Below are 22,419 nucleotides of genomic sequence, written 5' to 3' on the forward strand. Positions count from 1 at the left end.
AGACGTTATGCAAGATAAGTCGGCGTTTACGCCACCCAGCCTGTTGCTGGCGACGATTGCGCTGTCGCTGGCGACCTTTATGCAGGTGCTGGATACCACCATCGCGAACGTTGCGCTGCCGACCATCGCCGGTAACCTTGGCGTCAGTTCGGATCAGGGCACCTGGGTGATTACCTCGTTCGCGGTGTGCAATGCTATTGCGCTGCCGCTGACCGGCTGGTTTACCCGTCGCTTTGGTCAGCTCAAGCTGTTTGTTGGTTCGGTGGCGCTGTTCACTCTGACCTCGTTTCTGTGCGGGTTCGCCCACAGCATGACCGAGCTGATTATCTTCCGCGCGCTGCAGGGCTTTTTTGCCGGGCCGATGTTCCCGATGTGCCAGACGCTATTGTTGGTGATTTTCCCGACCAGCAAACGCAGTATGGCGCTGGCGTTGCTGTCGATGGTGACCGTGGTCGCACCGATTGTCGGGCCGATTACCGGCGGCTGGATCACCGACAATTACTCGTGGCCGTGGATCTTCTATATCAACGTACCGATTGGCATTTTCGCCGCCATCGTGGTCTGGACACAGCTGCGCGAGCGCGAAGAAACCACCTCTCATTCGCCGATCGATTACATCGGCATTGCGTTGCTGGTGCTCGGCGTGGGCCTGTTGCAGGTGGTGCTGGATAAAGGCAACGACATGGACTGGTTCAACGCCACGGAAATCATCGTTATGTCGGTACTTTCCGCCATTGCGCTGGCGTCGTTTGTTATCTGGGAACTGGGGGAGCAGCACCCGATTGTGAACCTGCGGCTGTTTAAAGATCGTAACTTCGCCATTGGCACCGCAACGCTGACGCTCGGTTACGCGGCCTTTTTCGCCATTAACATTATCCTGCCGCAGTGGCTGCAAACCCAGATGGGTTATACCGCCATCTGGGCCGGGCTTGCCGCCGCGCCGATGGGCTTTTTACCGCTGCTGTTAACACCGTTTATCGGTCGCTACGCCCATAAAGTGGATCTGCGCCTGCTGGCGTCGTTGTCGTTTCTGACCATGGGCGCATCCTGCCTTATCCGCGCGCAGTTTAATACCAGTGTCGATTTTCGCACCGTGGCGGAAGTGCAGATGTTTATGGGTATCGGCGTGGCGTTTTTCTTTATGCCGATCACCACCATTGTGCTGTCGAATCTGCACGGTGCCGAAGTGGCGGAAGGCTCCGGGCTGGCAACCTTTTTCCGCGTGCTGGGCGGCTCGTTTGCCTCGTCGCTCACCACCTGGATCTGGTCGCGCCGCGAGGTTTACCATCACGCTAACCTGACGGAAAGCGTCTCCGTGTATAACCCGGCGGCCACCGACTATCTGCATAAAATGGGCGGCGTGACGCAGCAACACCTGGCGGCGGTGGATAAAACCATTGAACAGCAGGCCTATATGCTGTCGACCATCGACTATTTCTGGCTGTTGGGCTGGGGATTTCTGGCGCTGGTGGTGGTGATTTGGTTTGCCCGCCCGCCGTTTGTACGTTCCGGTGCGCCGGACGCGCCGTCGGCGGGACACTAATAACAGAGATGGAATAACCTATGGCTCCGGTGTTACCAGGCAGTGATGGTCGTTTATTGCAGCATCGTTCTTTTGTTGCCTTCTGGCTGGCGCGAACCAGCTCCAGCTTCGGTTTTCAGATGTTATCTATCATCGTCGGCTGGCAAATTTACTCCCAGACACAGAGCGCGTTCTGGCTGGGGATGATTGGTCTGGTGCAGTTTATTCCCTCGTTAACGCTGGCGCTGCCTGCCGGACATATCGCCGACCAGTTTGACCGCCGTCGCGTGGTGCTGCTGGCGCAGATTCTCGAGTGGATGGCCATCGCCGCGCTGGCGTGGTTAACGTGGCAGGGCGATGCCAGCGTGTGGGTGATTCTGACGCTTATCTTTGTTATCTCTTGCGCCAAAACCATTGAGTCGCCATCGATGATTTCGATGTTGCCGGCGCTGGTGCCGCTCTCCATTTTACCGCGAGCAACAGCCGCGAATGCGGTTTCCGGCCAGGCGGCGCAGATTGTCGGCCCGGCGCTGGGCGGTTTTCTCTACGCGGCGGGGGCCGATGTGGTGTACAGCGTTACCGCCGGACTCTATCTGGTGTCGCTGTTGCTGGTGATGACCCTGCGGTATGAACAGGCGCAGCCGCCGCGCACGCCAGCGACGCTATCTTCGCTGTTTGCCGGCGTTGGGTTTATCCGCAACCGCCCGGATGTGCTGGGGGTGATTTCGCTCGATCTGTTTGCCGTACTGCTCGGCGGCGCGACCGCGCTGCTGCCCATTTTCGCCCATGATGTGCTGCATACCGGGCCGCTTGGTCTGGGCTTGCTGCGTAGTGCGCCAGCCGTTGGTGCGCTGCTGGTGGGCTTCTGGCTAAGCCATCGCGCATTGACGCGCAATGTCGGCATGATCATGTTTATGTGCGTGGCGGGGTTTGGCGTGGCGACGCTGGTATTCGCCTTCTCAAGCTGGATGTGGCTGTCGCTGCTGGCGCTGTTCGCGCTCGGCGGTTTCGACATGGTGAGCATGGTGATCCGCGGTTCGCTGGTGCAACTCGATACCCCAGACGAGATGCGCGGGCGGGTGAACGCGGTTAACTCCATTTTTATCAACACCTCTAACCAGCTCGGCGAATTTGAATCCGGTATGCTGGCGGCGTGGCTTGGCGCGGTGCCTGCGGCGGCGATTGGCGGTGTCGGCACGTTGATTGTGGTAGCCCTCTGGATGAAGTGGTTCCCCGGTTTGCGCCACCGCCAGCGGCTGGAAAGTGATATGGGGTAGGGTAATCAGCCCGGTTTACGCCGGGCTTTGTTCAGGGAAAATATTGCCTGGCAGAATGGTTAACCCTGAGCAGCCGCGGGTTCGTTCTCTTCGGCCGTGGCGGAGGGAAGATTCAGAAACGCCATTATCTTTTCTATATCCTCTTTAGAGAATGATTGCGTTTGCCGTATTATTGCTTCAATAAAATCTTCGGATGCATTAGTCATATATATTTTATTCGCCAACGCACGTCCCGGATTACGTTCATCAAAATCAAACAGTTTGTGAAGGGTGCTTTGAACTTTCTCCGGATCGTTTAAAGCTTCCAGGTTAGTGCTTATATTCCCGGAAATAACGGCCAGCCGCGCGGCAAGCGAAATAATTTCCTGGCGAACAGAGGAGGAGAGTTGTCGGGTATTGCTGAGAGATTTTTGGGCGTTATCAAGTTGAAATTGGGCTTTTGCAAGATCAGCTTCAAGCGCCAGCGTTTTTTTGAGCGTCTTTGTTCTGCCTGCATTGATACGATCCATAAACCATTGCCATGCGGCATTTGCGACGCAATCTGACCAGTTAACACCAATGCGTACAAAAGAGGAGAGTAAATTAACAACTAAATCCAGTACCGGCATGGCTACAGACATGCCAAAACCCACCACCAGCGGCCAGTAAAAATAGTTATGCGAGAAATGGTAAGCGCTGGTGATATTTTTAAGGAGGGTTTCTATTTTCTCATCCGACATGGCGATAAGTAATATGTGCTTCCAGTTAAACGCGACCAGTGAGCACAATAAATAGATATACACTGGCCCTTTTAATCGGCTGGAAATAATATTACTGGCGAAACCTGTTATCTGTTCCTTCAAACCTGAATCTGATGCTTTTTCCGTCACAATGCTCCCCTTATTAATATTATTTTCTGTGCGAACTGGCGAAGCGATTATAACCAGAGCTGATGATCTCCGCGATCATCAGGAGTAGTGGGGAGACAAAACGGTTTTCAGCAAACCGATAGCGACAGAGAAGCAAGGCTGAATTGAATGCCAGTCTCAGATGCTTTCTGCTTTGCCGCTATGGTGAGCGATAGCAAACCCCTGTTCCCGCCAGTGGGCAAGCTGCTGCGCCTGGCTGCGCGTGAGCGGTTTGCCGGTCCAGACAAACAGATGCTGGCCGGGAAAAAATTCCGGGTGAGGGGAGTCGAGCGGTTCGGCGAGGACATCAATGCGCCAGCCCTGCTGTGACAGGCGCCATGCTTCGAGCCATAGATGGGTGCGATCGTCATTTCCCCAGGCGATCAGCAGCGCCGTTTTCGCTGCCTGTTCACGCGCGGTGGCAATGCCTGACGCGGCGAACTCCACTAATACGCCGTCCAGCAGGCTTAACACCACACGTGCGGTATTTTTATCGCGGCTGAGCCGCTGGCGTACCGGCACCAGTATGTCGTCGATAAGCACATCCGCTGCGTGTGTCTGACACAAGGTGTGAAGGGTGGCGCGCAGCCGGGAGGGATTTACTTGTCGCAGCATCGACATCAACTCTTCCTGGAGTGACGCCCAGCTTGTTTGCCCGGCGAATTTGTTGTCGTCGAGCAAGGCTTTAACTTTGCTTACGGAAATGCCGTTATCGATCCAGCGCTTGATCTCCACAATGCGCTGAATGTCAGACTCATCGAACTGACGATGACCACCTTCACTGCGCTGCGGTTTTAACAGCCCATAGCGACGCTGCCAGGCGCGTAGTGTGACCGGGTTTATCCCGCAGCGTTCGGCAACCTCGCCGATACTATAAAAAGCCATAGCTCCCTCGTACTCTTTAACGCCAGTGTGCTCTTTTCACAGACTAAGTTAACTTTGCAAAGTTGTACAAATCCTTTTTTGTACAACTTCGCTGCACAGCTTATATCATCTCATCTCTTTTTTCTGGCCAGGCCACGGCCGGAATGCCGTTTACATCCGGGCGGGCGAAAAGGTGACCCTGGAACTGAGAAATGCCCGCCGATTCAAGCCACATCCACTCTTCCGCCTTTTCGACGCCGACGGCGGAAATAGCAATTTCCAGCGAGGTGCAGCATTTGATAATCGCCTGAACAATGGCCTGACGGGAGCCACTTTTGTGCACGTCCGCAATCAGGGCACGGTTGATTTTGATTCGGTCCGGCTGGAATTGCGTCAGCAATACCAGCCCGCCAAACCCGGCACCGAAGTGATCGATTGCCACACGAATACCGGCACCTTTCAGCATTTTTACCGCCTGCGTAAACGCATCAATGCATGCAAACACAGCGCTTTCGTTAAATTCCACGATGACCTGCTCAGGAACCAGCCCGTGCTCTTTAATCGCCTGCACAATAAATTCAGTGGCATCCGGCACCTTTACCAGCGTCATGGGCAGCAGATTTACCGAGAGTGTCTGCGCACCCAGCTTTAACGCCGCGGCCATCGCGAAGGCGACGCGCTTACTTTGTAAATCGGCGGTGTAAATATCATCCCCGGCCATATCGTCGAACCAGTCCTGCGGCGATCCGCCTACGCGGGTACGCAGCAGCGCTTCGACAGAGACAATCTGGCGGGCAAAGGGGTCAACAATAGGCTGGAAAGCAAAATGGCAGTCGGCACGGCTATCCGGGACGCCTGGCGGCAGGGTTATCGCGTTGCCATCGGCAATAAACTCCCAGGCATCGCCCGGTGGAATTTCGTAGTAGAACTCTTTCTCGCTGTCTTCGACGAAGGTCTGAAAGAACTGCAATGCGCGATCGCCGTAGGTCAGTTGGTATCGCGTTGTGCCTTTATCAAATACGGTCTGCAATACCGCTTCACGATCGTGATCGCGCAAGTCGAACAGCTCCATTCCGGTCTTACCGAAGCGCCTTGACGGCGCGTAGTCTCTGAGCACTTCGACCAGATTGTAATGGCGGTCATCGCCACAGATGTCCTGATAAATAGCCGTAACACTTTCTTCAGGCCCTTCAAGCAATTGAAAAAAATGGGTGCCATTAAATAGCAGGATCCCCGTCACGCTGGCCCGACCATTTTTGATATTGGCGGCTGCGACCATCTCTTCAAGCATCTTAAACGAGACATGGTCGTGCAGGTGGCTGCGGTAAATGATGGTGGTAAGCATAGGAGTTCCGGCGGGATATTTAGGAATATTTACCTTAGCAGAAGATTGCCAGGACGTTGTGCCGTTATTCCATTTATTTTCAAACAGTTCGCGTATGTCCGCAGGTGATTATGCAGAAATGTTAACAACTCAGCAGGCATCGATACAGGTAATTTGTACAAGGCTGTTGCGTTCGAGAGCTTTTGTTTTCGTGTTAAATTGATGATTTATATAAATTTATTGAGTGTTTCTATAGGGGGCTAATTATTTTGTACAATTTCTATGTACATATTAGCAATCTTTGTATAACTTTAATTGTACTTTCCTGACTCATGGATTTTAGAGGATTAACAGATGCAACAGAATGGTTTTCTTCCAAACACAGCGAATGCTGTTACTCGCTACTTTGATAAAGCCACGCTGCCAACGCAGCAAGAAACATTGGGACGCATTGCAGTCGAGATCCTGACCGAAGGCCGCAATCTGAACCGTAAGGCTATTTGTACGAAATTGTTGTCGCGGCTTGAAAAAGCATCTGGCCCGGAAGAGGAGAGCCACTATCACACGCTGATTGGTTTGCTGTTTGATCGTTAAGATGAAAAGACTAATCGCGATAAATGACCTGGTTATTTGAGTCAATTCTCACGGGGCGCCATAAGCTCTGGCAGAACGCTACCACGTGAGAATTGGCTTCATGCCGCAATTGCACTTCGGCAACGGGCGGCAACCCGAGATGCAGTTATGAACAGTAGTGAAATAGAGCAACTGACAGATGAACTTATCGGAGTGGCCGTGTTGTCACTCCTGAAAGACAACTCTCCTATCAGCACCCAGGCACTGATAGCCCGGCTGCGTTCGATGGAGAGCAGTGAGCCTGACAGCCAACGGCGCAAGATGCTGGGGCGCATTATTGCCGAAATCAGCAATAACACGCTGGGCGAAATGCGCCATGGCGCAGACGCGGTAGGCATGGAATGGAATGAGGATCGCAGGGATAACATTTATCCACTGTTTGGCAACAAGCAGCCGGGCAGTAGTAAAAAACACTGACTGAAGTGCTGAAAGAATGAACTCAACATGGGGTAATGAAATGAGCCAGGCTATGCTTGAAAGTTCTGATGGGTACGAAAATCTTACCGATCTTTCTCTCATGGAATATTTTCGCAGCGGTGGTGAAAAACTTGCAGAGGAATCCGCCATTCTTGGTGTCGCCATCAGACGCATAGTCGCAGCCGATGAACGTATAACCCATAAGGCGTTGATTCTTGAACTTATCCGGATGATCGAAAGCACGGATGATGTGGTACGAAGCGACATTATCCGCAATACGCTGGAAATTGTTGTACACCATACGACGGATGATATCTGACCTCAGGAACGAGGGATTATTGCCACCGTCCGCAAAAGCAGACGGTGGCAATAATCTGCCAATAGCGGTTTTTTGCCTTCCTTTATTGGCTTCTACTGGCTCCACTTGTTGAAAACACCCTTTGCCAACACCTGCCACACCAGGGTTTTTTTACGCTTGCCTGCCGACGTAGTGATTTGCCGCAATCTGAAAAGTGGCACTATTCTCTGTGCACTGTTTCGTAACGGCATCGCTGCGCCTGGTGGCGACAAAGGGCAATAATGTCAGGTTTTAAGCTCATCCCACTTGCCAGAAAGCTTGCCGTTGGGCTGCTTGTGCTCGGCATCGTTTTTTTTATTGGCCGCGTTTATCAGTCGGAAAAAGGCCCTTCATTGCAGTCATGGCACCGCTGGTCTGCTGATGAAATGTCTGCCGAAGCGATCGACCACGCCCGTTTCGCCGACTATCTTGCGCACGAAGACACGCTTTTCCGCGACATGAAAACGCAGCTCACGGATGCGCTTAGCGACGATGAGAAAACACCGCTTAACCGGTTTTACGCGCAAAACCGGGTTTACCCCGCCGGTTTTCAACCCAACTGGAACCGCTCTCAGGTATTGATGCCGCAAGGCACTATTCGCGGCGCGGCGGTGTTGCTGCACGGGCTGACGGATTCGCCCTACAGCATGCGTTACCTGGCGCAGGCCTGGCAGCAGCAGGGATTTGTGGTGGTGGTGCCGCGCATGCCGGGGCACGGCACAGCACCGGGCGCGCTGGCGAAAGTGGATCGCGACCAATGGCTGGCGACCACGCGACTGGCTGTGCGGGAAGCCACAAGGCTTGCGGGATCGTCCGTACCGCTGCATCTTGTCGGCTACTCGAACGGAGGCGCGCTGGCCATGCAGTATGCGCTGGATAGCCTTGGCAACAGCGCGCTGCGCCGACCACAACAGATCATTCTGTTATCGCCGATGATCGGCGTCCCGTCCTATGCGCGTTTTGCCGGGCTCGCTGGCTGGCCCGCGGCGTTTCCGGCGTTTGCCAAAGCGGCGTGGCTGAATGTGGTGCCAGAATTCAACCCGTATAAATACAATTCGTTTCCGGTTAACGCCGCCCGACAATCATGGTTGCTAACGCAGGCGTTGCAGCAGCAGATCCAGCAGGCCGCGCGCAGCGGACAGATAAAAGACTTACCGCCGGTGCTGACGTTCCAGTCGGTAATGGATTCCACGGTCAGTACCCGCGCGGTGGTCGACGCGCTGTACCGCTATCTGCCGCAAAACGGCAGCGAGTTAGTGCTGTTTGATATCAACCAGGCGGCCAATGCCGGTGCGCTGTTTCGCCCGTCAGCCTCGCTGGCGGTGAATACGCTGTTGCCTGCGCCGCCACGTCGCTACACCGCAACCGTCATTACCAATGCCGCCGCCGACAGCGTTGACACGGTTGCCCGCATGACGCCCGCGCAGGCGGTGCAGGAGACGCAGGAGGCGTTACACATTGCCTGGCCGCCGGGGATGTTTTCGCTGTCGCACATTGCGCTGCCGTTTCCACTGAATGACTCCCTGTACGGCCTCTATCCGGCGCAGAATAATCAATACGGCATAAGCCTCGGCGCCATTTCGCTACGCGGCGAAACCAATACGCTGGCGGTGAGTCTTGATACGCTGATGCGCGCCAGTTCCAACCCGTTTTTCCCGTGGATGATGGCGCAGATAAACCAGCGCATTGCGTGCAGCGATAAACGCGATATCCCGGCGTGCCTCAATGCTTCTCGCCAGTCGCCAGCCGTCAGGGACGCAGAATAATGCGCCCCAGCACGCGGTTTTCCTCTGCGTAGCGGTGGGCTTGCACCACCTCTTGCAGGGAAAACTCTCTGTCGATGATCACGCTGAATTTGTTATCCCTGACATCCATCAGCAGCGTGTCGATTGAATCTCGTGCTTGCTGGTGGGCAAGTTCACGCCCCCAGAAAAGCCCGCTAATCGTTTGATTAGCTTGCTGTAATGCCGCCAGATCGGCGCGGGCATTTCCCCCGGCGTTACCGGCCAGTACCACGGTTCCCCATTCGCGCAGGCAGGCGATGGATTGTTCCAGCGTCGAGCCGACCAGATCGAGAACGCCGTCCACGCCGGCTGCGTTTGTCAGCCGTTTCACCTCGGCGACAATATCCTGCTGGCGGTAATCCAGTGCGACATCAAGTCCGAGCGTTGTCAGTTGGCTTACGCGGGCATCACCGGAAAGCGTGGCGAGCACACGCGCGCCCTGCGCCTTCGCAAGCTGAATGGCGGCAACCCCAACGCCACCCGCGCCGCCCTGGATAAGCACGCTATCGCCTGCTTTGATCTTTAAGCGTGAAGAGAGCGCCCAGGCAGCCGTGCCAAAACTCACCGGGATAACCGACGCGGAAACAACATCCAGCCCGTCGGGAATGACCCATGACCATTGCGCGGGTGCAACGCGGTACTGGGCATGAGAACCCGCGAGCGCGAGCGTCGCCACACGTTGTCCCGGGTGGCGATCTGTTACCTGCGCACCGACTTCAATAATCGTGCCCGCAGCGGAATAACCAGGAATCCCACCTTGCTCGCCGGGGAAGGCCGTGGCGCGATTAATCACATCGCCGCCCTCAAGCGCGATGGCTTCTACGCGGATCAGCACATCGTTCGGACCACAAACAGGTTCGGGGACGTCGGAATAACGTAAAACCTCCGGTTTTCCCGGCTGAAAATAGCGTGCGGCTTTCATCGTTGTCTCCTGTTTTTATCTGCGGGTGAGCATGACAACGCCGCAAGCTCAGCGACGCTACGTCTGCGTATGATGGTTCGCGGCGACGTTCAGCGCTGTTCCTGTTTTCGCCGCAGGGTGAGTAATGGCGTGACTGAAATACCGTGCACCAGCACGCTTAGCGTCACGATGGTGATGGCGATATCGGTTATCGCTCCCGCGTTCTGAAGGCCATGCGTCCAGGCGTAGGCGATATAGTTAAGACTGCCGATCCCGCGAATGCCCAGCCAGCCAAGACTTAACCGATGCAGCACGGATTCACCCGAACGCCAGGTCAGCAACCAGACGGCGAGGGGGCGAATGATGATAAACACGGTGAAGGCCAGCAGCAGCGCGCTGGCATCCCAGTGGCGTGACAGTGTCACACCAAGCACGATCACCAGCCCGGCCGCCAGCAACCGCTCAACGGTATCGCCAAAGGAGAGCGCATCGCCCACCACCAGACCGACGGATTTGATCGGGTTATGCTCTTCAAGCCCGTGCCGGGTATGCGGATTCACCTGCATCTCGGCGGGCAGGTCGTGATCGTCCTCGCTGGTGTGGCGTTTTTGTACGCTCATCTCGGCGCTACGCAGGCCGATACCGGCAGCGAACGCCGCGAGAAAACCGGACGCGCTGAGCATCATCGCCAGCGAAAAACTCAGGCAAATCAGCGCTAACGCAATAAAATCGCTGGGTGCCACTTCCCCCTGCGCGTGGCGTGAGCGTGTGGCGACCAGGCCAATTAAGCGTCCGAGAACAAAACCGATACCCAGCCCGCCGATCAGCGCCCAGAGCAGATCGACGCTCAACCAGTGAAACCATTCCCCGGCGCTGATTGTGCCACCGGCTTTTTGCCAGAGCAGCGCCAGCATCAAAAAGGGCAGCGCGGTGCCATCATTGAGACCCGCTTCACTGGAGAGCGCGATCCTGAGGCGGTCATCATCCTGTGCATCGTTGATAGCCACCAGGCTTGCCAGCACCGGATCGGTAGGGGCGAGAATAGCCGCCAGCGCCAGCGATAACGGCCATGAAAGATCGGCCATAAAATGGGCGGCGAGCATAATCCCGGCAATGGTCAGCAACATAGCGGGCAGCGCCAGCATGATGCCCATTCGCCAGTAAGGCGAGGTAAGCGGCAGGCGGATTTTTAGCCCGGTGATAAAAAGCGACGCCGCCATCGCCATTTCCGTTATCCGGCTGGTAAGCGGGGCGTGGCGAACAATATCAATGCCAATCAGCCCCAGCATCCACGGCCCGCAGGCAATACCCACCAGCAGATAGAGGCCAAAAATGGGCACCGGGACACGGCTTATCCAGCCGTAAGAGAGAGACATAAACAACAACAAACAACCCGCCGCAGCGGTCCAGGCCAGATATTCCATACTACTCCCAAGCAAAATCATCTTCTTAACAGGTATAGCTGCTACCAAAAGATGTGCCAGCAGCGTGCTCCCTAATGCCAGCACGCCGCGCCTGGCGAACGGCGTGCTGGTAACGCATGGGACATTACGCGTGCGGGTTGCACGCCCGTTTACTCCGGTACGTTGCCTTCTCCTTGCTGCGATGGCCATTTCCAGTTCTGCACTTCAGGCAAGTCTTCGCCATATTCGCGAACATACAGATGGTGCGCGGCAATTTTTTGCGCCAGATCCTCCAGGATGTCATCCGCTTTGCCCTGTAACGACGGCACGCGCAAAATCGCCTCCTGCGCCAGGTGAAAACGATCCAGTTCATTGAGCACGGTCATATCAAATGGCGTAGTGGTGGTGCCTTCTTCCATAAAGCCATGCACGTGAAAATGGCGGTGGTTGTTGCGCTGATAAGTGAGGCGGTGAATCAGACTCGGGTAGCCGTGGAAGGCAAAAATCACCGGCTTATCGGCAGTAAACACCGCCTCGAAGGCCTCTTCGCTCAGGCCATGCGGATGCTGATCCTGGGTTTGCAGCGCCATGAGATCCACGACGTTCACCACCTGAACACGCAGCTCCGGCAGGTAATGACGCAGCAGGTCGACCGCAGCGAGGGTTTCCATGGTCGGCACGTCGCCCGCGCAGGCCATCACCACATCCGGAGTTTCGTTCTGCTGCACGTTTCCGGCCCACGGCCAGATCCCCATCCCTGCGGCGCAGTGTTTTGCCGCGTCGTCGAGGTTTAACCACTGAGGCGCAGGCTGTTTCCCGGCGACGATGACATTAATGCGATCCCAGGTTTTCAGGCAGTGGTCGGCGACACACAGCAGGGTATTGGCATCCGGCGGCAGGTAGATGCGCACAATATCCGCTTTTTTATTGGCGACATGATCGATAAAACCGGGGTCCTGATGGCTGTAACCATTGTGATCCTGGCGCCAGACATGCGAGGAGAGCAGGTAGTTGAGCGACGATATCGGCGCGCGCCAGGGCAGGTTGCGCGTCACTTTCAGCCACTTCGCATGCTGGTTAAACATCGAGTCGACAATATGAATAAACGCCTCATAACAGTTGAACAGCCCGTGACGCCCGGTCAGCAAATAGCCCTCAAGCCAGCCCTGGCATTGATGTTCGCTCAGGATCTCCATCACCCGGCCATCGCGCGCCAGTTGCTCATCATAGGGTTTAAGCGGCTCCTGCCAGGTGCGATTCGTTACGTCGAATACTTTACTCAACCGGTTGGAGGCCGTTTCGTCGGGGCCAAACAGCCGGAAATTATCGCGGTTGTGTTCGAAAATACCGGCCAGATAGGCACCCAGCGCGGCGGTGGATTCGGCCTGCGTTTCGCCCGGGGAGGTCACTTCGACGGCGTAGTGATGCAGGTCCGGCGTCACCAGCTCCCGGCGTAAACGACCACCGTTGGTCCACGGCGACGCGCCCATGCGTTTGTCGCCGACCGGAGCCAGTACCTGTAGTTCTGTTTTGAGTTGTCCCGATGCATCGAAAAGATCGTCTGGCTGATAGCTGCGCATCCACTGTTCCAGCAGTTGCCGGTGCTCATCGTTTTCACGGCATGATGAAACCGGAACCTGGTGCGCGCGCCAGAAATCCTCCACTTTTTTGCCATCGACGGTTTGCGGGCCTGTCCAGCCTTTGGGGCTGCGCAGAATGATCAGTGGCCAGCGCGGCACGGTGGTCTGCGCCTCGCCACTGCGCGCCTGCTGCTGATAGTCACGGATGCTGTTCAGCGCCTGTTCCAGCGTTTGTGCCATCAGGCGGTGCATCCTGGCGGGTTCATGGCCGCTGACAAACAGCGGTTCGTAGCCGTAGCCGCGAAAGAGCTGTTGTAAATCATCATCGCTGGTGCGCCCGAGAAGCGTCGGGTTGGCAATTTTGTACCCGTTCAGGTGCAGGATCGGTAGTACCGCGCCGTCGCGGGCGGCGTTGAGAAATTTTATGCCGTGCCAGCTCGAGGCCAGCGGGCCGGTTTCCGCTTCGCCATCGCCAATCACGCAGGCGGCAATCAGGGATGGGTTATCGAACACCGCGCCAAACGCATGAGCAAGTGAGTAACCCAGCTCGCCGCCTTCATTAATCGAACCGGGTGTTTCGGGCGCGGCGTGGCTGGGGATGCCGCCGGGGAAAGAAAACTGGCGGAACAGCTTCTTCATGCCGTCGGCGTTCTGGCTTATCTGCGGGTAGATTTCGCTGTAGCTCCCCTCAAGCCAGGTGTTGGCCACCATGCCTGGCCCGCCATGGCCGGGGCCGCAGATATAAATCATATCGAGATCGCGCTGGCGTATGGCGCGGTTGAGATGAACATAGATAAAATTCAGCCCCGGCGTGGTACCCCAGTGGCCCAGCAGGCGCGGTTTGATATGTTCCGGCCTGAGCGGCTCGCGCAGTAGCGGGTTATCCATCAGGTAGATTTGCCCGACAGAGAGATAATTGGCCGCGCGCCAGTAGCGATCAAGCAGCTGAATTTCGTGGTCAGAGAGAGACGATATCTGTGTCATGCTTTCCTCGCGTCGTCAGAAGGTAAACCAGGCGTTGCCCTTGCAGGCGAACAAATTTCCCTTTAAGCCTGGCACACCGTGTTTTCTGATGACGAAATGAACAGCATCACGCTCCCTTTTTCGTGCAAAACCGGACGATCAACCGGGGCCTTCACTGCCTGCGGCCAGCAGCGGAACCACCACATCGCTGATGGGCGTGGCGATGCCATGCGTGCGACCATAGCGCTGCACCACACCATTACGGATATCCCACTCAAGCGGGCGATTCGCCTGGCGGTCGGCGAGAATTGAGGTCCCCAAATCCGCCGGCGCACGGTGAAAACCGTCCACAATCTCCCGGGCAACGTTATCGCTGAGCACCGCGCCTTCCGCCCGCGCAACCGTCAGGCATTCACGCAAGTACACCAGTGCCAGCGCGGTGATATCCTCGCGTGTGAACATGCCGGCGCGGCGATTGGCGAGCACCATCAGGCCAGCGACCGCATTCTGCAACAGCTTGCGCCAGGCGATCGACGTAAAATCCGCCGACAATTCAACCGCACAGCGTGTGTCGCTGAGCGCTTTCACCACCCGTTCTGCCTGCGGCATGTCCGGCAGCGTCAGGCGCGGTCTGGCGCGCAGCCAGACAGAGGCATCCGGCTCACGCTGCGCCGGGAACCAGACGACGGACGGCAGCACGCTTGCGCCGTTGACCAGTGGCGCGAGCTGGTTTTTTTGCTCGACGCCATTTTGCAGCGCGCACACAACGGTGTTTTCATCGCATAACGTCGCCAGCCAGGCGGCGCTCTGCGCAACCTGCGTGGTTTTCACCGCCACAAACACCAGATCGAACGGCTTATGCAGCGCTGCCGGATCGCTCAATACCGGGCCGGGCACCACAATTTCCCCCTCATCGTGGCGCAGAATCAACTGCGGGTGCGCGGTACGTCCGCATAAAACGGGCGCGCGGCCCACTTCGTGCAGCGCCGCCGCGATAGTCGTGCCGATAGCCCCCGGGCCAAGCAGCGCAATTGTCGGAAAATCAGACATGGTGAGTTCTCCTGATGTGGTTAACCAATCATTACCGTGCCGGTCGCGATCACCGTACACGCCAGCACTTTTCTTAGCGTTAACGTCTCGCCGAGAAACAGATAACCCAGTAGTGCCGCAAACAGAACGCTGGTTTCACGCAGCGCTGAAACTGCCCCCATTGGCGCGGTCGCCATCGCATAAATAATGATGCCGTAAGCCAGCAGCGAAACCAGCCCGCCGGCGGCGGCAGGCAATACATCGGGACGCCAGCGCAGTAAACTTTTTGCACCGCGAAGCCCGATATAGAGCGCGGGCATCAGCGCGCCCCATAACGCACTCATCCACACGGTATAGGCGATGGCATTACCCGCGATGCGCACGCCAATGCCATCCACCACGCTATAAGCGGCGATAAACGCGCCAGTGACCAGCGAATATGTCAGACCCGGTAGCGCCAGGCGACGGCGTTGCAGGGCAAGCAGCAGAATACCGCCGGAAATCAACCCAATGCCAGCCAGCGCGTTCACGGCCATTTTTTCCCCGGCAAACAGAGCCGCCGCCAGGGTCACCATCAGCGGTGAAGCACCGCGCGCAATCGGGTAGGTTTGCCCGAAATCGCCGCTCTGATAACTGCGTACCAGAGACAGGTTATAACCGACATGCAGCACCGCTGACAGCAGCGCATATTTCCAGCTGGCATAAGCCGGCAAGGGTAAAAACGGCGCCACGACAATGCAGGTGAGGGCTATCGTCGCGCACATGATGGTCATGGACCATAAGCGATCCGTGCCGCCGCGTAACAGCGTATTCCAGCTGGCATGCAGCAGGGCGGCGAATAACGTCAGCAAAACAAGGTAAGTGGGCATGTATCGATGCTAATCAGCACATGCCCGGATGAAAAGTGAAGTGTCATCACACCAGCATGAACAAATACTCATGCTTAGCGATAGTTACGCTGTGCCTGTTGTGATTCTGCCAACAGCCAGCTGCGGAAAGTCACAATGTGCGGCTGTGTTTCGATCCCCTGCGGGCAGACAAAATAATAGGCGGCCGGCGACGGGAAAGGCACGTCAAAAAGCCGCACCAGCGAGCCATCGGCGATCTCCTTTTCAACGTGCCCACTGCGCGCCAGCGCAATTCCCTGGCCCAGTAACGCCGCTTCGATGGTCATATTGGTATCGGCGAAACGCACGTTCTCATGCAGCACATCGGTATTAACGCCGACCTGCTTAAACCAGGCGTCCCATTTGGGAACCAGATCGGCGCCATCGCGCGTCAGCAGCGGGTAACGCAGCAGTTCGGCAGGTTCATCCGGCGTGCCAAAACGCTGCAAAAGTGCCGGGCTGGCAACCGGGAAAAGCTGCTCGCGGAACATAAATTCTGTATGCAGCGCCGGATAATTCCCGTGACCAAAGCGGATCGCCACATCGGCATCGGTGCTGGCGAAGTTAATGGCCTGATCGGTGCTTTCCAGCGTCACCAGAATTTCCGGGTGTAAGCGCGCCAGATCCGGCAAGCGTGGGAGCAACCATTTCAGCGCAAAAGAGTAAGTGGTGTTGACGCGCAGCCGCACCCGGCCTTTTTGCTCGCGCAAATCCGCCAGCGTGGTTTCCAGTTTGCTGAAAAATTCACGCACCAGCGGGGCGAGCGCGGCACCGGCTGGCGTCAGGCTGAGGGTTTTGCCGCGCTGAAACAGCGGTAATCCCCAGATGTCCTCGAGATTTTTTAGCTGATGGCTGACGGCACTTTGCGTTATACACAGCTCTGCCGCCGCCGCGGTAAAGGTGGTGTGGCGGGTTGCCACTTCAAAGGCGCGCAGTGTCGCTGTGGGGGGAAGATCACGCATCTTACGTTTCCTGTTAATGAGCTAATGCTCATAACACCCTATGCCGAAACCGTGGGGAAAGCTACGCGAACAGAACAGTAAGCTGCCACCATTCAGAGCAGGGTAACGGTGCTGTCTAACCAGTCCGGAAGATGTTGCCGATACCAGGCGAGATAGCGCTGAAGATCGGTTTTCTGCCGCTCAGCAAGCAGCGTGACCACTTCGGTGACAATCCACGCTTTGGCGAGGGCAATCTCCCGGCCGAGTTCGCGCGGTGTTGCATGATCCGCAATACGACAATAGCGCCCGGCAAGCGCCTGAAAAGCGTGTGTGGTGCCCATCCCTTTTATCAGCGGCGCGAGGTCAATCGCCGGGCTTCCCGTGGAAAATCGTTCCCAGTCGAAGAGCACCAGCTCGCCGTTATCCCGTCGTCCCCAGTTACCCGCATTGCTGTCGCCGGAAATTAACCCCGGATGGCGAAAGAGCACCTCGCTGGATTGCTGAAAACGGCGCAGTTGTTGCGAAGCCGGTTCCGGCAACGCCAGCAGCGCCAGCGATTTTTCCAGCGCGGAAACTGACCAGCTGTGCGGGTGATAGCGCCATGACGCCTCTGGCGCAACGCGATGCAAGCGAGCCAGCATCGCTAACACCTCATCACCTGCCACGGCATCCTGCGAAACCGGGTGGGGAATATACTCAAGCCTTACTAACTGTCGCGCCGGATCGGCGAATAACAGCCCTGGCGAGGCAATCTTTGCCGCGTTGAGCCGGTGCGCCGCATGTTGATAGAAAGCATATTCAACCTCACTGACGGGATATTTCTCAATGACGCGCTGGCCATGCTCATCAACAAAAAGCGCCACGTTCGCAGCCCCCATTTTTGATAAATCCTGAGCTGTCATCCCTTATTCCTTGCGCGCTGGTCGAGCGTTTCAGTGTAGCCTGGAGGGTGGCGACGCGAAGAGCGGTTTATTCCTGCGTCGCCTGCTCCTGCGCAAGCAGGCGATATTGTCTTGGCGTTAACTGATACTGTTCGCGAAACGCGCGGCAGAATGTCGATTGCTGCTGGTAACCCAGGTGCAGCGCAATATCCGTAATAGAGCGATGCGTTTCGCTCAGCAACGCTTTCGCAATCACCATGCGCCGGTAGCGGATATACATCCCAGGCGACATGCCGGCGATTTGTTTAAAACCGCGCTGGAAATGCCAGGCGGAGTAACCGGATTTTTTCGCTAACACGCCAAGCGGTAAGGGCTCGGCAATATTGCGCTCTATCCACTGGAGAATATCCTGGATGGTTAAGCTCATCAGATATAACGAGGACTTTTTTCTCATTTCAATTCCCGCTGTTAATGCGCGGCGTTTGGGGAAGTTATCTCTGTTTCCTCCCCGAACGCAAAAGCGTCATTCTGTTTACGGGCAGATAACCTGTTTCCGCCCGTCAGGTTATCCGCATCAGCAATCTTCAATAATTAAGTAGACGGCATTAAGCGGCCCGTGGACGCCGACGACTTTAATCAGCTCAATATCGGCCGTCGAACTTGGTCCGGCGATAAGATTGATACACGAGGGAAGCGTTTCGCCTTCCTGCACCCGCTGGCGCAAAACGTGCGCCAGTTGTGTGACACCATACAGCAACCTGCTCTTATAGATAACGAACAGGGTGGTGGTGGGCAGCAGGCTGATAGCACGCCCCTGTGACGGGGAGGAAAAGAGCACCACACCGCCGGTTTCGCACAGACCATATTCGGCGTAGACCACGCCAATGCTGGCTTGTGCGGCGCGACGCAGATTCTCTTCTCCGCCCGATGACGCCCAGCAATGTGCTGGAAACCTGTTCTGCAAATGCGCGGTGATCCCGACGTTTGCCAGCCGGGCGTCGCCGCTAATCAGCAGCGGACCGCCGCCGTACTGGTTACAGATCCGTTCGGCAAGCTGGGGAATTTGCGCCAGCGGAGCCACTTCGCAGTGGGCCTGCATAACTGTGGTCGCATATTCGATAAAACTGTCGCAGGGGTGCTGCTGGATCTGTCCGGCATAGCGGCTTGTCAGCGGAGCGTGTCCGGCAAACTCCAGCGGCGGCGGTATCTGACGCGGTTCGCGACCGAGCCGTCCGGCAATTTTTTGCATAAACGCATCGCGGTTTTCCATCAGGCTTGCTCCCCGTTTTTATGCTGTTTTTGGTGTTTTTTAAACCAACTGCGGAAACTCTCGCCATCGGCAGCGGGCAGATCGCGGGCCTCCGTCCACTTGCCGATGGCTGAGATCGTAAAGGGCATCTTGCCGTTGCGGATCATCAGTTGGGCGGCGCGTGCCCCAGCGACCATGCCTACTTTCCACAGCCGGGGGTGACGGTTGGCGTAATTGAACAGATGAACGGTGTGTCTTTCTATGGCGGGCGTTCTTCCGCTTTCCGCCAGCGTGCGGCGGTGTTCAAGGATCAGTGACGACAGCGGAATGCGCACCGGGCAGACATCATCGCAGGCGGTACATAACGAGCAGGCGTAGGGCAGGTTTTTGAAATCATCATAACCGCCGAGCAACGGCGTAAGCACCGCGCCAACCGGGCCGGGATAGATTGAGCCGTAACCGTGTCCGCCGATATGACGGTAGGCCGGGCAGGTATTCATGCAGGCACCGCAGCGGATGCAGCGCAGGATGTCCTGGAAAGGCGAGCCCAGCACCTGCGAGCGGCCATTGTCGACAATAACCAGATGGAACGATTCCGGCCCGTCGCTCTCCATGCTGCCTTTCGCGCCGGTAAGCCAGGTGTTATATCCCGTAAGACGGGCGCCAACCGCGCTGCGCGCCAGCATGGTGAGGATGACGTCCAGCTCGGCGAATGTCGGCACCACGCGCTCCATGCCCATCACGGCGATATGCGTTTTCGGCACGGTGGTACAAAGCCGGGCATTGCCTTCATTGCTCACCAGACTGAGCGTGCCGGTTTCCGCGACTGCAAAGTTGCAGCCGGTAATGCCGATGTCGGCGCTGAGAAAATCCTCGCGGATCTTCTGGCGAATAAAACGCGTCATGGCTTCCGGCGTTTCGGGGCCGTTATAACCCAGCTTTTCGCGCAACACCTGCTGAATTTGATGGCGATCCCGATGAATGGCCGGTACCACCACGTGTGAGGGGGCATCTTTGGCGAGTTGCAGAATATACTCGCCCAGATCCGTTTCCACGACCTCAATGCCAGCCGCTTCAAGCGCGGCGTTCATGCCGATCTCTTCGGTGACCATCGACTTCGATTTAACGATTTTGCGCGCCCGTTTTTCCCCGGCAACCTGCAAAATATAGCGGGTGGCATCTTCATGCGTATCGGCGAAAAAGACGTGACCGCCGTTAGCGCGGATCTTTTCGCTTAACTGGTAAAGATAGGCATCCAGATTGTCGAGAACATGGGCACGAATTTCAGCGGCGTGCGAGCGCCAGTCGGGCCAGTTTTCCAGTTCATCGACCATTTTCTGCCGGTTGATACCGATCCGATCCTGCGCGTTCGCCACGGCGTGGCGCATTACCGGATCGTCAATTTGCTGCTGTACCCGGTCATAAAAAGGAACATTGCTGGTTTTTAGCGACATAGTGTTTCCTTAGCGGCTCATCAGCACATCAGCGATATGCAGCACACGCACGTTCTGGCCTTCACGCTGTAAACGCCCGCCGATATTCAGCAGGCAACTGGCATCCGCGCCAATCAGGTAATCCGGCCTGGCTTGCATGATATGCGCGACCTTTTCTTTCACCATCTCGCCGGAAATTTCGGCCATTTTGACCGAAAAGGTGCCGCCAAATCCGCAGCAGGTTTCCTGGGCGCCAAACGGTACAATTTCCAGATCACGCACTTCGCGCAGCAGTATTAGCGGTTCATCACGTACCCCGAGCTTACGAAACAGGCTGCATGAGGGGTGATAGACCGCCCGTCCTGGCAGGCGCGCGCCGACGTCGGTTACGCCAAGCTGGTTAACGATAAAGGAGGTCAGATCAACCATGCGGCTGGCAACCTTCGCGGCGCGCATCGCCCACTCAGGTTCATCGACCAGCCAGTCCCCATAGTGGCGGATCGCGTTCATGCAGGAACCGGCAGGCGAGATAATCGGGTAGTCGTTGATTTCCAGCGCCGCAATTTGCGCTTTCATACCCGGCAAGGCGTCACGAATGTAGCCGCTATTAATTGCCGGTTGACCGCAGCAGCCCTGTTTTTCAGGAAACTGCACATGGCAGCCTAACTGTTCGAGTAGCAGGACACTGTTTCGCGCCATGCGCGATTTAAGTGCGTCCCCAATGCAGGTAACAAAAAAATTTACGTTCATATTATTTAGCTTCCAGCGAAGATAACGGCATAACGTTATTTTTCATTTCAGGCAGGCGGCGAGGGCGTTTGCGCTTACCTGTTTACGCGTCTCTTTAGCGCGCCACGCGCAGCCCGCCGGTGACGCCGCGGCTTAATACGATCTGCCAGAGCTGGATATTTCTGGCGCGAAATGCGCCCGCGCAGGCGGTGAGGTAATAATTAAACATGCGATGAAATTGCGTGGAGTAATTGCCCGCTATTTGCGGCCAGGCCTGATTAAAACGGCGATGCCAGGCCATTAATGTTTTGTCGTAATCGGCACCGAAATTATGCACATCTTCGATAACAAAATAGGGCTCGCTGGCTTCGGTAATCTGTTTTAAGGAGGGCAGGCAGCCATTCGGGAAAATGTATTTATTGATCCAGGGATCGACATTATGCAGGGTTTTATTCGACCCGATGGAGTGCAGTAAAAACAGACCATCTGGCTTCAGGCAGCGATCGACGGCGTTAAAGTAGGTCGCATAGTTTTTCGGCCCGACATGTTCGAACATGCCGACGGAGACGATGCGGTCATAGCGTTTATCCAGATCGCGGTAATCCTGCAACAGGATGCGAATATCCAGCCCCTCGCTGTGGCTTTCGGCGTAGGCTTTTTGCTCTGCCGAAATGGTGATGCCTTCAACGCTGACACCATAATGGCGCGCCGCGTATTGCGCTAAACCGCCCCAGCCGCAGCCAATATCCAGCAGCGTCATGCCTGGTTTAAGCTGCAGTTTTTCACAGATCAGCGCGAGCTTATCCTCCTGCGCCGCGCAGAGTTCATCGGCGTTTTTCCAGTAACCGCAGGAGTACTGCATATGGGGATCGAGCATGCGGCTAAACAGATCGTTACCCAGATCGTAATGCACTTCGCCCACTTGCCAGGCGCGGCGACGGGACTGAGGGTTGATGATGCGCGCCGCGGCAATGCGCATCAGGTCGGCCAAACGCGCCGGGCGCTGCTCATCAAGCCTGGCGCGCAATAGCTTGTCAAAAAACGCATCGAGCTGTTTGCAATCCCACCAGCCCTCCATATAACTTTCACCGAGCCCGAGTGAACCCTGCTGCAACACGCGCCTGAAAAAACGCGCGTCATGCACACGGATATCCCAGGGTTCGGGACCATTAATCATGATGCCTGCCTGGGACAGCAGTTCCTGGACAATCCGCAGCCAGTGGCCGGGTTTACTGATCACATCGACGGTACATTCGTTAGCCATCATCTTTCCTTCAACGTAGCGTGCGCTCAGCCGGTAATTCCCCCGTTATTCACTGCCCGTCAGTGCGAAAAAGGCTTATCGCTCAGGCAGCTGGCTGGTAAATTGTTCACAACG

21 protein-coding genes are annotated in these 22,419 nt (G+C 56.3%); 6 read left to right on the top strand and 15 right to left on the bottom strand.

Features of this window, described 5'->3' with window-relative positions:
• The first annotated feature begins 7 nt into the window (after nucleotides 1-7).
• Nucleotides 8-1,543 (top strand): DHA2 family efflux MFS transporter permease subunit, encoded by a 1,536-nt coding sequence (locus AAIG26_RS01075; protein WP_343179402.1) that lies wholly within the window; start codon nucleotides 8-10, stop codon nucleotides 1,541-1,543.
• 20 nt (nucleotides 1,544-1,563) lie between these two features.
• Entirely contained in the window at nucleotides 1,564-2,799 is a 1,236-nt protein-coding gene (locus AAIG26_RS01080; protein ID WP_343179403.1) for an MFS transporter, read from the top strand.
• A gap of 59 nt (nucleotides 2,800-2,858) precedes the next feature.
• On the opposite strand, the gene AAIG26_RS01085 is transcribed toward AAIG26_RS01080, so the two are convergent.
• From AAIG26_RS01085 to AAIG26_RS01095, 3 genes are all read right to left on the bottom strand, one after another.
• Entirely contained in the window at nucleotides 2,859-3,668 is an 810-nt protein-coding gene (locus tag AAIG26_RS01085; RefSeq protein ID WP_343179404.1) for a hypothetical protein, read from the bottom strand.
• A 156-nt stretch (nucleotides 3,669-3,824) separates the two neighbouring features.
• Complete coding sequence (locus AAIG26_RS01090; protein ID WP_343179405.1) at nucleotides 3,825-4,571, bottom strand: MerR family transcriptional regulator; 747 nt, start codon at nucleotides 4,569-4,571, stop codon at nucleotides 3,825-3,827.
• A gap of 100 nt (nucleotides 4,572-4,671) precedes the next feature.
• A complete protein-coding gene (locus AAIG26_RS01095) occupies nucleotides 4,672-5,895 on the bottom strand; it encodes a diguanylate phosphodiesterase (protein ID WP_343179406.1) in 1,224 nt (407 codons plus the stop codon).
• 333 nt (nucleotides 5,896-6,228) lie between these two features.
• Here AAIG26_RS01095 and ycgZ point away from each other — a divergent pair, with 333 nt between their 5' ends.
• The 4 genes from ycgZ (at nucleotide 6,229) to AAIG26_RS01115 (ending at nucleotide 9,027) form a co-directional block, all read left to right on the top strand.
• Entirely contained in the window at nucleotides 6,229-6,468 is a 240-nt protein-coding gene (gene ycgZ / locus AAIG26_RS01100) for a regulatory protein YcgZ (RefSeq protein ID WP_016495733.1), read from the top strand.
• Nucleotides 6,469-6,615: 147 nt separating this feature from the next.
• Nucleotides 6,616-6,924, top strand: a complete 309-nt coding sequence (locus tag AAIG26_RS01105) for a hypothetical protein (RefSeq protein ID WP_045509656.1) — start codon at nucleotides 6,616-6,618, stop codon at nucleotides 6,922-6,924.
• Between the two features lie 40 nt (nucleotides 6,925-6,964).
• A complete protein-coding gene (locus AAIG26_RS01110; RefSeq protein WP_170956311.1) occupies nucleotides 6,965-7,243 on the top strand; it encodes a biofilm development regulator YmgB/AriR family protein in 279 nt (92 codons plus the stop codon).
• Nucleotides 7,244-7,503: 260 nt separating this feature from the next.
• Complete coding sequence (locus tag AAIG26_RS01115) at nucleotides 7,504-9,027, top strand: alpha/beta fold hydrolase (protein WP_343179407.1); 1,524 nt, start codon at nucleotides 7,504-7,506, stop codon at nucleotides 9,025-9,027.
• Here AAIG26_RS01115 and AAIG26_RS01120 read toward each other — a convergent pair.
• From AAIG26_RS01120 to cfa, 12 genes are all read right to left on the bottom strand, one after another.
• On the bottom strand, nucleotides 9,011-9,967 hold the full coding sequence (locus AAIG26_RS01120; RefSeq protein WP_343179408.1) for a zinc-binding alcohol dehydrogenase family protein: 957 nt from the start codon (nucleotides 9,965-9,967) through the stop codon (nucleotides 9,011-9,013). The genes AAIG26_RS01115 and AAIG26_RS01120 overlap by 17 nt on opposite strands.
• Nucleotides 9,968-10,056: 89 nt before the next feature.
• Complete coding sequence (locus AAIG26_RS01125; protein WP_343179409.1) at nucleotides 10,057-11,370, bottom strand: cation:proton antiporter; 1,314 nt, start codon at nucleotides 11,368-11,370, stop codon at nucleotides 10,057-10,059.
• 149 nt (nucleotides 11,371-11,519) lie between these two features.
• A complete protein-coding gene (locus tag AAIG26_RS01130) occupies nucleotides 11,520-13,913 on the bottom strand; it encodes a phosphoketolase family protein (RefSeq protein WP_343179411.1) in 2,394 nt (797 codons plus the stop codon).
• A gap of 138 nt (nucleotides 13,914-14,051) precedes the next feature.
• Nucleotides 14,052-14,942, bottom strand: a complete 891-nt coding sequence (locus AAIG26_RS01135; RefSeq protein WP_343179412.1) for an oxidoreductase — start codon at nucleotides 14,940-14,942, stop codon at nucleotides 14,052-14,054.
• Between the two features lie 20 nt (nucleotides 14,943-14,962).
• On the bottom strand, nucleotides 14,963-15,790 hold the full coding sequence (locus tag AAIG26_RS01140; protein WP_343179413.1) for a DMT family transporter: 828 nt from the start codon (nucleotides 15,788-15,790) through the stop codon (nucleotides 14,963-14,965).
• 74 nt (nucleotides 15,791-15,864) lie between these two features.
• A complete protein-coding gene (gene gcvA / locus AAIG26_RS01145; RefSeq protein ID WP_343179414.1) occupies nucleotides 15,865-16,770 on the bottom strand; it encodes a transcriptional regulator GcvA in 906 nt (301 codons plus the stop codon).
• 92 nt (nucleotides 16,771-16,862) lie between these two features.
• Complete coding sequence (locus AAIG26_RS01150) at nucleotides 16,863-17,651, bottom strand: phosphotransferase (protein WP_269231139.1); 789 nt, start codon at nucleotides 17,649-17,651, stop codon at nucleotides 16,863-16,865.
• Nucleotides 17,652-17,718: 67 nt separating this feature from the next.
• The gene (locus AAIG26_RS01155; RefSeq protein ID WP_343179415.1) at nucleotides 17,719-18,084 is read right to left on the bottom strand and encodes a helix-turn-helix transcriptional regulator; all 366 of its coding nucleotides are present in this window, start codon (nucleotides 18,082-18,084) and stop codon (nucleotides 17,719-17,721) included.
• Between the two features lie 120 nt (nucleotides 18,085-18,204).
• Nucleotides 18,205-18,900 (bottom strand): lactate utilization protein C, encoded by a 696-nt coding sequence (locus tag AAIG26_RS01160; RefSeq protein ID WP_097405848.1) that lies wholly within the window; start codon nucleotides 18,898-18,900, stop codon nucleotides 18,205-18,207.
• Complete coding sequence (locus AAIG26_RS01165) at nucleotides 18,900-20,333, bottom strand: LutB/LldF family L-lactate oxidation iron-sulfur protein (RefSeq protein WP_343179417.1); 1,434 nt, start codon at nucleotides 20,331-20,333, stop codon at nucleotides 18,900-18,902. Before AAIG26_RS01165 ends, AAIG26_RS01160 begins: the two co-directional genes overlap by 1 nt.
• Before the next feature lie 9 nt (nucleotides 20,334-20,342).
• Entirely contained in the window at nucleotides 20,343-21,062 is a 720-nt protein-coding gene (locus tag AAIG26_RS01170; protein WP_313627248.1) for a (Fe-S)-binding protein, read from the bottom strand.
• A 94-nt stretch (nucleotides 21,063-21,156) separates the two neighbouring features.
• Nucleotides 21,157-22,305: a cyclopropane fatty acyl phospholipid synthase gene (cfa, locus tag AAIG26_RS01175; RefSeq protein WP_343180300.1), complete on the bottom strand. Its 1,149-nt coding sequence runs from the start codon at nucleotides 22,303-22,305 to the stop codon at nucleotides 21,157-21,159.
• Nucleotides 22,306-22,419: the final 114 nt, after the last annotated feature.

Origin of the sequence: Kosakonia sp. PSU_27 (assembly GCF_039409795.1) — a bacterium.
Classification (GTDB): domain Bacteria; phylum Pseudomonadota; class Gammaproteobacteria; order Enterobacterales; family Enterobacteriaceae; genus Kosakonia.